The sequence below is a fragment of the Nitrospira sp. genome (assembly GCA_005116745.1).
GTDB lineage: Bacteria > Nitrospirota > Nitrospiria > Nitrospirales > Nitrospiraceae > Nitrospira_D.
The window spans coordinates 416202-429475 of the sequence record SWDS01000010.1 but is presented as its reverse complement, the minus strand read 5'-3'; the positions used below and the strand labels follow the sequence as shown (position 1 = coordinate 429475).

The 13274-nt window shown below is 54.8% G+C and carries 8 protein-coding genes (1 of these 8 only partly in view); 4 read left to right on the top strand and 4 right to left on the bottom strand.

Translation table 11 applies throughout. The annotated features are described in order from the left end of the window. The 4 genes from E8D52_16840 to ylqF all read right to left on the bottom strand — a co-directional run. On the bottom strand, positions 1-892 hold the 5' portion of the coding sequence (locus E8D52_16840) for a hypothetical protein (protein TKB66042.1). It extends 65 nt beyond the left edge of the window; 892 of the gene's 957 nt are visible here — the first part of the coding sequence; it begins with the start codon at positions 890-892; its stop codon lies beyond the left edge, outside the window. A 14-nt stretch (positions 893-906) separates the two neighbouring features. Continuing rightward, positions 907-1767 (bottom strand): OmpA family protein, encoded by an 861-nt coding sequence (locus E8D52_16835; GenBank protein TKB66041.1) that lies wholly within the window; start codon positions 1765-1767, stop codon positions 907-909. A 239-nt stretch (positions 1768-2006) separates the two neighbouring features. Then, on the bottom strand, positions 2007-5111 hold the full coding sequence (locus E8D52_16830; GenBank protein ID TKB66040.1) for a hypothetical protein: 3105 nt from the start codon (positions 5109-5111) through the stop codon (positions 2007-2009). 401 nt (positions 5112-5512) lie between these two features. Next, positions 5513-6382, bottom strand: coding sequence for a ribosome biogenesis GTPase YlqF (ylqF, locus tag E8D52_16825; GenBank protein TKB66039.1), 870 nt, complete (start codon positions 6380-6382; stop codon positions 5513-5515). Between the two features lie 674 nt (positions 6383-7056). On the opposite strand from ylqF, the gene E8D52_16820 reads away from it, so the two are divergent. From E8D52_16820 to murJ, 4 genes are all read left to right on the top strand, one after another. Beyond that, entirely contained in the window at positions 7057-7599 is a 543-nt protein-coding gene (locus E8D52_16820; GenBank protein TKB66038.1) for a hypothetical protein, read from the top strand. Further along, positions 7596-9125: a hypothetical protein gene (locus E8D52_16815; GenBank protein TKB66037.1), complete on the top strand. Its 1530-nt coding sequence runs from the start codon at positions 7596-7598 to the stop codon at positions 9123-9125. The genes E8D52_16820 and E8D52_16815 overlap by 4 nt, the downstream gene beginning before the upstream one ends. 272 nt (positions 9126-9397) lie before the next feature. Further along, complete coding sequence (locus E8D52_16810; GenBank protein ID TKB66036.1) at positions 9398-11620, top strand: polysaccharide biosynthesis tyrosine autokinase; 2223 nt, start codon at positions 9398-9400, stop codon at positions 11618-11620. Positions 11621-11875: 255 nt separating this feature from the next. Then, positions 11876-13274 (top strand): murein biosynthesis integral membrane protein MurJ (murJ, locus tag E8D52_16805; protein ID TKB66376.1); only part of this gene is annotated, 1399 nt, incomplete at its 3' end.

Below are 13274 nucleotides of genomic sequence, written 5' to 3'. Positions count from 1 at the left end.
CTACTTCCAACTGATGGACGCGGCTCTGTACCGATTCAAACTTCTCCAGCCGGGCTCGGAGTTGCTCCCGGTCGGCAAGGCCTTCGTTGAGTTGGGCAATATGCTCGCGCTGCACCCGGACTTCTTGCTCCATCACCTCGCGCGCTTGTTCAGCGGCCTGACCGGCCTGTTGGGCCCCTCGGAGTTCTTCCGCTTGGGCCGCCACATCCGCATCGAACTCACCGATCCGCCGATCGCGCTCCGCGATGGCCTGTTCCAGCTGCTGGATCACGCCGCGATGGGCAGCCTCTCGATCACTCAGCTCTACTTCCAACTGATGGACGCGGCTCTGTACCGATTCAAACTTCTCCAGCCGGGCGCGGAGCTGCTCCCGATCGGCAAGGCCTTCGTTGAGTTGGGCAATATGCTCGCGCTGCACGCGCACTTCCTGCTCCATCACCTCGCGCGCTTGTTCAGCGGCCCGACACACCTGTTGGGCCTCTTGAAGTTCTAGACCATGGGCGGCCGCCTGTGCAGTGAATTCACTCTCACGTCGGCGGGCCGCGACTGATTCAGTTTCCAAGTCCGTCAACCGTTTCGACCGTATGGCCAATTCTGCTTCGAGCGCCTTCACCCGTTCACTGCGTGCGGTGACTTCTCGCTGGGCTGACGAGTGCAGCGTCTCGGACGACATGATCTTCTGTTCGAGAATCTGCATCCCTGATGTCTTCACCTTCAAATCATGTGACATCGTCTCCAATGCCTGTTCTTTGCTTCGCAACAAATTGGCGAGATCTCCGTAGGAATGATCGGGCGAATTCTTTGGGAGTCCTCGCAATAACCAACCAACCGCGACACCAATTCCTGCCGCGATGAGGAGACATCCGAGCATCTGGCTCATGAGTGTAATCATACGTCAGTCCGTCCTTACATCAGTAATTCGATCCGCTCATTCTGGTGAAGGCTCGATGGCGATCTCCCCTGAGTAAGGGGACGTGTTGAACCATAGCCGATTACGGTAAACGGATTTGGAAGTCCATGACTGGTCAAATACTGCTTGACCGCTTCGGCACGGCGCCGACTCAGCTGCATATTGTACTCCGCGTCGCCTCCCACATCGGTATGGCCCGCGATTTCAATTGGCGTATCGGGAGCTCTCCGTAAAAGCGTGATGATCTGGTCGAGCACCACCTGTCCTTTGGGCGTGATCATCGCGCCCTTGGGTTCAAACTCGATCGAGGATTTCGTCAGAACTTGGGTCAGCAGCAGCTGGAGTGCCGACAGAGGAACCGTGGCAGAAGACGATGCTGCCGTCGATGCTATCACCACACGGTCTTCAATTCGTAAGCCCGCGCGTATCACCGGAGCCAACGCCTGTAAGATCTCCGCCTTCTCACGATGACCGGCCACCTGACCGTTGACCAGCAGCGAACGTCCATCGATGATGATGGAGCCTCGCTCGACCATCACGCCCAAGACCGGCAAGAGTTGCGGCACCATATCCACCCACGCCGCCGTCTTGACCTGCTGATCAACGATAAACTGGTCGATTACACGCATGCGCGTTTTCGCAGCGAGCGCCTGCGCCTGCTCAAGAATCGTAGTCTTACTGCGTTCAGTGGGCAACGACCCGCGAAGGACCAAGCTGCCTTGCTCGAAACTGACATGAAGGCTGGCCGGAGTCACGATCGCGGACCGTGGCGGGGAGGAAAGGTGCCGAGGAACGCACACCATGCCGAGGAGCATGAGCGCAACTGCCCCTCCGGTGAGAACCCCTGCACGTCTCATGGGATCAACTCGCTGTGGATGATGAAACAACTGGGACGCACGGCGCCACGGTACCACGTCTGATGATGTCTGTACTAGGAAGAGAATGGCCAGTCAAGCGGAGAAATCAGAAATATACACCAACACGGTTTGCTGGTTGGGCCTGGTCAATATGAAGCACTGCTAGAGGGGAAAGAACTGGTGGACACTCAACCCCCATCCTCATCAGGGGATCGACTGTCATACCAACCGCCGGATGATTAGAGCCGCTCCCCGTACTTTTGATAGTGTTGCTTCTTGGCATCAGCGATCCATTTTTCCCGTTTGATGCGCTCAGGGTCGGTCTCGAGCTTCTTGGCGATTTTCTCAATATCTTCTGGCTTCCACCGAGCAATTTGGATGAATGTATGAGTGCCGAGCTTGTGAAGCGTCTGTGCAAAGGCAGGCCCAATCCCGTGGATCTTCTTGAGATCATCCTCCTGCTTGTTCTTGGTGACCTTAGGCTGTCCCGCTGAAATGCTCAGTTCAGCTCCATTCTGACGGGCCTGGCGAGGTCCCTCCTTTGTCGAGGCTGCCTTTGCCGGCACTGCTTTTTCACGCAGTGTCCCACGCAATTCTTTGAGACGTTGTTGCAGGCGATCGATCTGTTCATTCTTCCCAGGAATACTCTGTACCTCTTGCGCGAGATGCTGACGTTCTGCTTGAAAATCGTGTAATTGACGGGTGAGATTCGCAACCTGCTCGTCTCGTCCTTGCAGCTGTTGCTCATTGAGCTGTAGTTGCTTGCGAAGCTGCTCCTGTGCTGCGCATTGTTCTTGGAGCTGGACCACTTCTGACTTATGTTCCTGAACCGTTCGTGCGTATTTCTTTTCCAATTCCTTGAGCTCTGTTCCCTTCTCACGAAGGAGGTTGGTGGTTGGCGTGAGCTCGTCGATCCGGCGGTCGCGTTCTGCAAGGGACTTTTCGATCTGCTTGATGGTGGTCCGATGGGCCGCTTCCCGATCACTCAGCTCGACCTCCAGCTGATGGACACGGGCTTGTATCGATTCCAGCTTCTCGACCTGGGCCCGGAGTCGATCTCGGCCGGCAAGGTCTTTATTGAGTTGGGCGATCTGTTCACGGAGGACGCGGATTTCCTCCTTGTGAACCTCCCGAGCCTGCTCGGCGGTCCGACAGGCCTCCAGGGTATCCTGGACCTCGGCCGCCTGAGCAGCCGCAAGCGAATCGAACTCACTGACCCGCTGGTCTCGCTCCGCGATGGATTGCTCCAACTGCTGGATCGTGCCGCGATGGACAGCTTCCCGATCGCTCAGTTCGACCTCCAGCTGGTGTACACGGTCTCGGGCCGATTCTAGCTTCTTCACCTGGGCGCGGAGCTGGTCTCGGTCGGCAAGCCCTTCGTTGAGTTGCGCGATCTGGTCGCGCAGAACTCGGATTTCCTCCTTCAAGATTTCCTGGGCTTGCTCGGCGGTTCGACAGGCTTGTTGCGCTTCGTGGAGTTTGTCCGTCTGAGCTGCCGCATTCGCATCGAACTGACTGATCCGGTGATCACGTTCCGCAAGGGACTGTTCGAGCTGCTTATTGGTTCCCCGATGCACGGCTTCTCGGTCACTCAATTCGACCTCGAGCTGATGCACACGGCTCTGGACTGAGTCCAGCTTCTTCAGCTGGGTGCGCAATCGGTCTCGATCGGCAAGGTCTTCGTTGAGTTGGGCGATACGGTTGTGCAGAACCTGGATGTCCTCCTTTAAGAGTTCCTGGGCATGCTCGGCGTCCTGATACGCCTGTTGGGCCACACGAACCTCGTCCAGCTGGGCCACCGCACTCGCATTGAACTCACTGATCCGTGTATCCCGCTCCGCAAGTGACTGTTCAAACTGCTGGAGAGTTCCCCGATGCACGGCCTCTCGATCACTCAATTCGACCTCAAGCTGATGGACACGATCACGCACCTTGGCCAACTTCTCCACTTCAGCGCGCAGCCGGTCCCGATCGGCAAGGCCTTCGTTGAGTTGCGCGATATGGTCACGCAGAACCCGGATTTCCTCTTTCAAGACTTCCTGGGCTTGCTCAGCCGTTCGACAGACTTGTTGCGCCTCGTGCAGTTTGTCAGTCTGAGCTGCCGTATTCGCATCAAACTCGCTGATCCGACGGTCGCGTTCCGCAAGCGACTGTTCGAACTGCTTCAGGGTTCCCCGATGGGCGGCTTCACGATCGCTCAATTCGACCTCGAGCTGATGCACACGATCTTGCACCTTGGATAGTTTCTCTAGGTTGGCACGGAGGCGATCCCGGTCGGCGAGGTCTTTATTGAGTTGCCCGATCTGGTCTCGTAGCACCCGGTTTTCTTCTTTCAACACCTCCTGAGTGTGTCCAGCGGTCTGACACGCCTGTTGAGCCTCACGGAGTTCATCCAGCTGAGCAACCGCACTCGCATTGAACTCACCGATCCGCCCATCGCGCTCCGCAAGCAACTGTTCGAACTGCTGGATCGCTCCACGATGAGCCACCTCCCGATTACTCAGTTCGACCTCGAGCTGATGCACACGATCTTGCACCGACGCCAGCTTCTCCAGATGGGCGCGGAGGCGATCTCGGTCAGCGAGGTCTTTATTGAGTTCTCCGATCTGGTCCCGCAGCACTCGGATTTCCTCTTTCAACACCTCCTGGGTGTGTTCGGCCGTGCGACTCACTAATTGAGCTTCGCGCAGTTCATCTATCCGGGCAGCCATGTTGCTATCGAATTCACTAATCCGGTGGTCGCGCTCGACCAGAGACTGTTCGAACTGCTGGAGCGCCCCCCGATGAGCCGCTTCTCGATCACTCAGCTCGACTTCCAACTGATGGACTCGGTCTTGCACCGACTCAAGCTTCTCGACCCGGGCACGGAGGTGATCTCGGTCGGCAAGGCCTTCATTGAGTTGGGTGATGTGCTCGCGTAGGACACGGACTTCTTCCTTCAGGACCTCGTGGGTTTGCTCGGCATTCTGACAAGCCTGTTGCGCTCCGCGGAGTTCGTTGGCCAGGGCGCCGATAGTCGCATTGAGATCACTCACGCGATGGCGTGCCGCAACTCCTTCAGCTTCCACGTCCGTCAAATGTTTCGCTTGTGCAGCTATCTCTGCTTCAAGCGCCTTCACCCGCTCAGCTCGTGCGATGAGTTCTCGTTGGGTTGAGGTGGACTGCGTCTCGGACGACATGATCTTCTGTTCGAGCATCTGCATCGCCGCATTCTTGACCTTCAACTCGTGCGATGTCGTTTCCAGCGCCTGTTCCTTCGCCCGCAGTAAATTGGTGAGCTGCTGGCATTGCTGCTCGAACGAATCCTTAGAGTTCTGCTGCAACCATCTGTTCAGTGTACTCATACGTCACACAATCCTTAGATCAGCAATTCGATGGAATATTTCTGTTTGAAGGCAGGCGTGAGATCTCAGATCAAGGCGGGTACATGCCGAACCATCACCGCTTGCGGTCATCGGATTCGTGAGTCCGTTACTAGTCCGGCTCAGTTGCATCTTGTACTCTGCACTTGGGAGAGAATCCCCACACGCCTCATGAGCGCAGTCATCTGACATGAATAGGACCACTGGGGTTAGACGTGTGACGGTACCACATTTTATGATGCATGTACTAGGGTAAGATTTTGTCAGTCCGGTAGGCTTTTGGCAGATGAAGCAACAGGGCGGGGGAGTGATCATCAACATGTCGAGTGTGGCTGGTCTGCAAGCCTACTTCCGGGGCTGGAGTAGCCTCCAGCCCACTCCATTCAGGCTGGTTCAGATTGCGCTGCTTCCCCTGCCTCTGGAACTTCCAAACTGGCGCGGCCCAGCGTGCCATCGCGGTAGTCGGCGAGGAAAATCCTCGCGGCCTTATCCCGGTCCAACGCCCCGCCGCTTCCGGCCAGTAGACAGCCGCGCTTTCTGGCGATCGCTTCAATCACCCTCGCACTGGTCAGCCCCTCCACCCCAAATCCGTAGCGGGCCGTGAGTCTCGCGGGATAGCGCGCGAGCATCTTCCCCGCGAGAAACTCGGCGACAGTTTCATCATCGACCACCGTATGGCCGACGGCATTGATCGTCGCAAGCAACAAACCCACCTCAGGGTTCTTGATCGTCCCCCAAAGCAACCCGGGCGAGTCGATGATGGCCATCTGGTCGCCCAGCTTGTGTCGCTGTTGAACTTTGGTCACCGCCGGTTCATCTCCCACACGGGCAATGCGCCGCTTCAGGAGCGTATTCATTAACGTCGACTTACCGACATTGGGGACTCCCATGATCAGCATGCGCAGCGGCTTCACATTGCTGTTGCGATGGGGAGCAAGCTGCTGGGAGAGGCGAGGGATCTTGGCAGCGTCACCTGCACTTTTACAGGACAGGGCCACAGCCGAGACGCCTTCTTGTTGGTTGAACTGTTCGAGCCAGGCCTTTGTGACCGCCGGGTCGGCAAGATCGGCTTTATTGAGGACTTTCAGGCATGGGCGCTGCCGAGGCAGACGCAGCTCTTCAATCAATGGATTGGAACTGGCCTGAGGGGCACGCGCATCCAGCACCTCGACAATGACATCGATCACTTCCATCGTTTTGGCCGCTTCTTTGCGCGCGGCATTCATGTGACCGGGAAACCACTGTATCGACATCACGGGGCATCTTTCTGATCAAGAGGATAGACTGACAGCGTCGCAGAGAGGGACAAGAGACGTCAAGCACAGTCCCTGCGCGTGCAGGCAATCACCATGAGGTTGAGCGGTACGAATAGATCTGAAAATCAAGCCCTGAGAGTTAGGTAACAGCGATTGGAGCTGCATGGCCCGGCCCATATCTCCATTCACGTGGGGGCGGCCGGTCATCACACTGGCTGGAACAGTATTAACACCTGCGGCTTGATGGGACCTCAATTATGCAAAGTCCAGAGCCCTGATCACAATATCATTCTCACGGAGGCTGTGGTTTTACGATGGCAGGACACAACACTCTCGATACTTGTGAAAGGCCATAATGTGCTGATAGATCAACACTTTGACATGCATATACGCATTGCTTCTTATTGATAAATAGCACTACCAGAACTTATATCCACCAGCCCTACTACTACTTGACAAGTGGCGATGCCTAGACTATATCCAACTAGCCCTATTGTACTTAGTTATACTACTAAGTCCGATTGGGACTTACGTGGCGAAGCTATATCTCCCCTAAGTTAAACCAAACCAGTTCGTCAACAGTGATGGAGACAACTAAAATTTTGGCAAATGACTCTCAGTGGTATGCCCTTCAGACACATTTTCGCCACGAGAAATAAGCGCGTGATAGGCTGTTCTCAGTCGGGATCGAACCCTTTCTTCCATTGAGCACGCAAGACCGCCAATGGTCTGACCGAACAGTACGAACAGCAGTGCCACTGTTTGCGGGCTATTGCTTCGCAAAATTTGCTTTGATCGATACCCTTACGGTCCTCAAGACACCGGGCATTATCCGTATCATCGGAATCCCGAAACCAGAGCCTATTCATCCCGATGAGATCATTGCCCTCCAAAAGGTTTCCTCGACTGATCGCGTGATGGAACAGTGGAATCATATTACCGACGGCGCATGGGTAGAAGTAGTGCACGGGCCGCTGACAGGCCTTCGTGGACAACTTGTACGGAGGGAAAAGCAGCATGGATTAGTGATCCGTGTTTCTCTCATTCAACAAGCTGCACTGATCCATATCAAGGCAGATGAAGTGGCGGCGATCCAAGAAATCTCTCCTTCGTCATCCCTCCCCTCTCGACAAAGAATGCACGACGATAATGGCCGTCATGCTAAAACGTGGCGTTACCCGAGTCCGCCTGAAAGCCGTTTCGAACGATCATGATTTTCCGATCCAGTTGCAGTACCCCATCTGTGAGAACGGAGGTGGCAGCTGGGCCTCTCCATGCAGGGATTCCAAGATCGATCTCGCGGTGGGCATTCCTGACTCACGATGTTCAGCTCATCGCATGTGCCGTGGGAATTCTTGCAACGGTGGCAACGGCTGAACTGACGTTGGCACAGCAATCCGGGCCACCCATCGACTCCGCTGTCAGCCGAGGGTCCCTCTTTGGTGCATCGGGGACGATGTTCTTGTCGCAGTTCGCCAATCCCGCGCTCATGGGATCTCTGTACCTGACCCCGCAGTGGCCCATGACGGGTTATTATTCCATCTATCCGGGAAGCCTGCCTGCAGCCCTTCCTGGCGATGGGGTGTTGGTGGGACCGCTCAGGTTGCACCCCCACATGGGGGTGGCTCAAATGTACACCGATAATGTGTTCAGGACCAACAGCAACAAAACCAGTGATTTTCTGACCACCCTTTCACCAGGCATCCAAGCTCGATTGCCGTTTGCAGGATCCCACTCCTTCCTCATCGATTATCGTACCAATCTTCAATACTATTCACGCACGTCGTCGAACGATGTGCAGGATCAGACCGCGGTAGGAGCCTTCCAGTTCAACTTTCCCGGCGGCCTCAACATTGACCTCCAAGGCGAGCACAAGCTCGGACATGATGCCAGAGGTTCGGCCGTGGATGATGTGAATACGCAACGTCTCGGGGTGAATAAATGGACAGCCAATGGCTTTACGGGTCACGCTGAGTACTCTGGGACGCAGTCAAGCGTTGGGCTGTATCTGCAAACGCTTCGCTGGACATATCTGAATAATAACCAGGGCCCTGTCCGAGATCGGCTGACGAATACAGCTGACCTGATATTCTCTCGCAACATCACAGACAAACTGTCTCTGCGGGCTACCGTTGGCGCGCAGCAATCGATTTATGACCAGAATAAGAATCTGGATAATGTCATCTATACCGTCAGCGGAGGAGGAACGTGGAACGTCAGCGAGATGACGTCCGCAGATATTCTGGTTGGATATCAGCACGTGCAATTTACTCGCGCGCAGGTCAATCAGCCTCCTCCAGTGTTGAGCCGATTTTTCAGGGACAAAGATACCTACTCCAATTTCTATGTCATGGGAAGGCTCAATTGGCAGGCGACACCGCTGTTGAGGATCACTCTGCAGCTGTACAGGACGATCCAACAGACGGTATCAAGCGGCTCCCTGTTCTATACCGCGACTGGTGTGAATCTGACAGCAAGGCATGAATTGACAGACCGCACGACAGTAAATATCAACCTGGGGTACGAGCACGACAAATTCCAAGGATTTAGTTCTGGTGGCACAGCAAGTGGCTCCGATAGGAGCGAGGGTTTAAAGAATGTTGCGGTTGGAGTGAATTACCAAGCGGTCAAATGGCTCGGGCTAGGTGCCCAATATATCTTTGAGGACCGAGACTCGACTCAAACTGAGTTTACCTACCAGGCCAACACTTTTATGCTGTCCGCGCAGACGGTCTTTTAAGACTACATTGTTTAATATCGACACTGCTTACATCGCTGATGTCACGTTCTCTCGAAGCAGGCAGAGTTAACGAGAGTACGTGCGACACGAACTTCCACATTCCGAACACTTCGGTCTTGAGACTCCCTCACAAGTTATGGCAGTCTTGTCTCTTCCCCTTGGGGCATGCAGCTATCTGGCAAGTTGGACTATTGCCGTCGTGTGTGAAAGATGCCGCTGGCTCGTTGGGACACACGAGTGTTCCTGCAATCTGCTGAAACAAGGACCATTACATGAATCGCAATGAGGGTTTTGCTCCGCTCCAATCTGTTCCTGGTGATGGCCCTGAGACTGTCCTTGCCGAGTATGCCGGTGCCTGTCGGCGGCGTGTATGGTTGATCACGGCGATTGCGGCGGGGGTTGCAGGTGTTGCAGCGGTCTGGTCATTCCTGCAGACGCCACAATATCAAGCCAAAGCCACGGTGGTCGTCGAGCAAGTAGGACCGAATGGTCTGCAAAACGATCGAGACTCCCGTCAGAGCGACCTTTCCCCAGAATACTTTCAGACCCAGTTTGAATTGATAAAAAGCCATCATGTGTTTCAACGAACGGCACAGCTCCTTCATCTGTCAGAGCAGCCGGAATACCAACCCAAACCGTCGATCCTGTCGTCGATGGTGGGCGGCATAATACCTACCGCTGACGCGGATATTGTCGCGCAGAAAGAGGGAGCTGACGAACGATTGTTGAAGCGATTTACTGAGGCTGTCGAGATCGTGCCTATGCGAGGCGCAAGACTGGCGCATGTGATCGCAACCTCTGAAGATCCTCAGTTTGCCGCGCTCATCGCCAATACACTGGCTTCGACCTACATCGAACGCACCCAGGAGTTGAACGCGGTGTCGAAGGACAAAGCTGCTCAGTGGTTTACGACCCATCTCGATGAGCTGCGCAAGAAAGCGGAAGCCTCTCAACAGACACTCTACCTGTTCCGAGTGAAGCATGGGTTGATGGGAGGCCGTGAACAGCAAACCGTGAGGACTCACACGAACACCGAATTAGACTCGGAGCTTGTTCGGGCGGAAATGAAACTAGCCGAGGCCCAGTCTCGCGTGGAGCAAATTAAATCGGTCTTGCGTAACCGAACCGACCAGAGCGGAGTGATCGAGATAGACTGGTCGAGCCTGGATGCCTCGACCGAAGTGCTGAGTTCGCCACTGATTCAAACGCTGCGAGGGCAGGACATTCGGGTTTCAGGTCAGGTTGCCGAGTTGGCAGAAAAGTATGGTCCGCTTCACCCCAAGCTGATTCATGCACAGGCGGAGATACGGGATCTTCGTGAGCGGATCCGGCAAGAGGTACAGAAAATCTTCGACTCGGTGAAACAGGATTATGACGCAGCACGTGGCCGAGTACGCGTCATTAAAGAAGCCGCGAGTCGTCATAGACAAGAGAAAATTAAGCTCGAGCAGTATGAGGTCGACTATGGAATCCTCGAAAGGGAGGCTGAAAGCACACAGCATATCTACGATATATTTCTAAAACAGACGAAAGAAGCCAACCTCTCGGCCGGACTGCCCACGGCCAATGTGTATCTCGCCGACCCTGCAGTGCCAAGCTCCATTCCAGTTAGGCCCAAGAAGCAGTTAAATATCATTGTGGGACTGCTTGTCGGGCTCATGACAGGGATTGGACTCGCTCTCTTCCTGGAAGTGCGTGATCGGACCCTGAAGTGCCCTGATGATTTGGGACGCTATCTGCCAAAGGTCTCCTTTCTAGGCACAATACCACTCATGCCAAAAGCCAAAGCTGGAGCGCGCGCGTATCTCCTCACCGACCAATCCTCAGGTGTCACGGCTGAACATATTCGTATCATCCGGACGAGCGTACTGCTCTCCAGCCCCAACGAGTTGCCGTCCTGTGTGCTCATCACAAGCGCCGGGGAAGGCGAAGGGAAAACGACGCTTTCAATGAATCTTGCGATTGCACTGGCCCAGTTGGAGAGTGCTCGGGTCATACTGATCGATGCGGATTTGCGGAAACCTACTCACAGCGGCATCCATGGCATCCAAGGCCTCGGTCTTGAAACAAAAGGGCTCGTCAGTTTCTTGGCCGGAAGAGCCAACTTGGAAGAGATTATGTATCGGACCGATGTCGCCAACCTTTTGGTGATTCCTCGGGGCGAGCGCCCATCCAACCCTTCGGAACTGCTCCACTCTAAACAGATGAGAACTCTGCTGAATCGATGTCGACAGGACGGGTATCACATCATTCTGGATGCTCCTCCGGTACTCCCCGTCACCGACTCTGTGATCCTCGCATCCCAGGTCGATGGTGTGCTCTTGGTAGCCAGTGCCGGCCAGACAACCCGAGGAGCCTGTCGATCGGCGATCGACCAGCTGACGAGTGCAGGCGGGAAAATACTGGGCATCGTTCTACAGAAAGTCCCAGTCCCCAATAATCCGTACTACGCGTATCTGGACGAGAAGCCTGCAAAGAAAGGAATAGTAGGGTAGGGAGGTCCAATGGGTATCCTCACTCTCAGGTCTGCGAGAATGCTGAAAACCCTCCCAGCGTAACCAGCATGAGAAGAGCGCCGTTCGGTTGCTCTTGTTTTTGAGTGAACGAAACTATCCCAATGAAATACGGTTGGTCTGAGTAATGCACAAGGGTGATATGCCAGCACCCACAGTACAGAACGGTTGGCGTAGTACTGCCGGGAACTGTGATGTAATCAAGTGTGTCTTCGTGCGAGTACTGGATTGAACCGTATGCACAACGTGCTGCAAATGGGTCTTCAATGGTGGGATACCTGGCACGTGCAGTCTATCAACCGCCGGATCCTTAGTGCCCTGATGACCGTCGGTGCCCTAACTGTCCTGGCAAAGGTTGTCTCTGCCGGAAAAGACTTGGTGGTAGCCTATCAATTCGGAGCTGGAGATGAACTCGATGCGTTCTTGATGGCATTCCTAATCCCATCCTTTGCGATCAATCTAGTTGGCGGGTCTCTGAATGCCGCACTCATTCCGACCTATATCCAGGTGCGAAAACAGGAGAGTATGGCAGCGGCGGCAGATCTCTACGCAAGTGTGCTGGTAGGCAGTCTTTTCCTCCTATCAGCAATGACCGTCCTCCTATTTGTGGCTGGCCCGTTCTTGCTCCGTCTGGTAGCCGTGGAGTTTCCTCCAGAAAAACTGACCCTGACAGTGTCTTTATACACAATCCTGTTGCCGTGCCTGCTCCTGAGTGGACTGGCCACCACCTGGGGCGCGATACTCAATGCACACGAACGATTTTCCCTTGCCGCTAGTACTCCCGCTGTCATGGCATTCATTACTATTATCGTCCTTCTGGCATTTAATCGTACGATCAACATCTATACGCTCGCCATCGGAGTGGTTGCGGGTACGGTGTGCCACGCGGCTCTGCTTGGGTGGGGTGTTGCTCGGGAAGGCCTACGGCTTCTTCCCAGATGGTCTGGGATGACTCCTGCGCTGAAGACGGTGTGGAATCAATATGCACCGATGCTCGCCGGTGCGGTCTTGATCGGCAGTACAGAAGTGGTGGGACAGATCATGGCGGCTTCATTAGGGTCGGGAAGTGTGTCGATCCTATCATACGGGAACAAGATTCCCATGCTGTTGCTGGGCGTAGGCTCTATGGCTGCTAGCACGGCAGTACTTCCATACTTTTCAGAGATGGTTGCGGCAGGGCAGTGGAAGGAGATCCGGCACACCTTGCTCACCTATGCACGATTGATCGCGGCCGTTACGATCCCGCTGACGGTGATATTGGTGGCGTTCTCCGAACCCATCGTCGAGCTCTTATTTCAACGCGGTGCGTTTACAGATGCACATACTCGTCAGGTGGCCTGGGTTCAATCCCTTGCCCTCTTACAGATCGCTCCGTTCGCTCTTGGTATTCTTGCAGTCCGACTGCTCTCGTCTCTCAAAGCTAACCATATTCTGATGTGGGGGTCGGCCATCAGTCTCATCCTCACAATTATTTTGAACTACCTATTCATGCAACCACTCGGTGTGGCCGGGATTGCTCTGGCAACCAGTCTGATGTATCTCACCTCCATGTGTTTTTTGTACACCATGGCTTTTAGACTACTTAGGTTCCAACTCCAAGTGCAACACTACAAGCCCTGCTGGGCTAAGGTGTTGC

Coding starts and splice junctions, on each gene's coding strand:
- E8D52_16835 (TKB66041.1), bottom strand. CDS start 1,767: ATGAGACGTGCAGGGGTTCTCACCGGAGGGGCAGTTGCGCTCATGCTC.
- E8D52_16815 (TKB66037.1), top strand. CDS start 7,596: ATGATTTTCCGATCCAGTTGCAGTACCCCATCTGTGAGAACGGAGGTG.
- E8D52_16810 (TKB66036.1), top strand. CDS start 9,398: ATGAATCGCAATGAGGGTTTTGCTCCGCTCCAATCTGTTCCTGGTGAT.
- E8D52_16830 (TKB66040.1), bottom strand. CDS start 5,111: ATGAGTACACTGAACAGATGGTTGCAGCAGAACTCTAAGGATTCGTTC.
- ylqF (TKB66039.1), bottom strand. CDS start 6,382: ATGTCGATACAGTGGTTTCCCGGTCACATGAATGCCGCGCGCAAAGAA.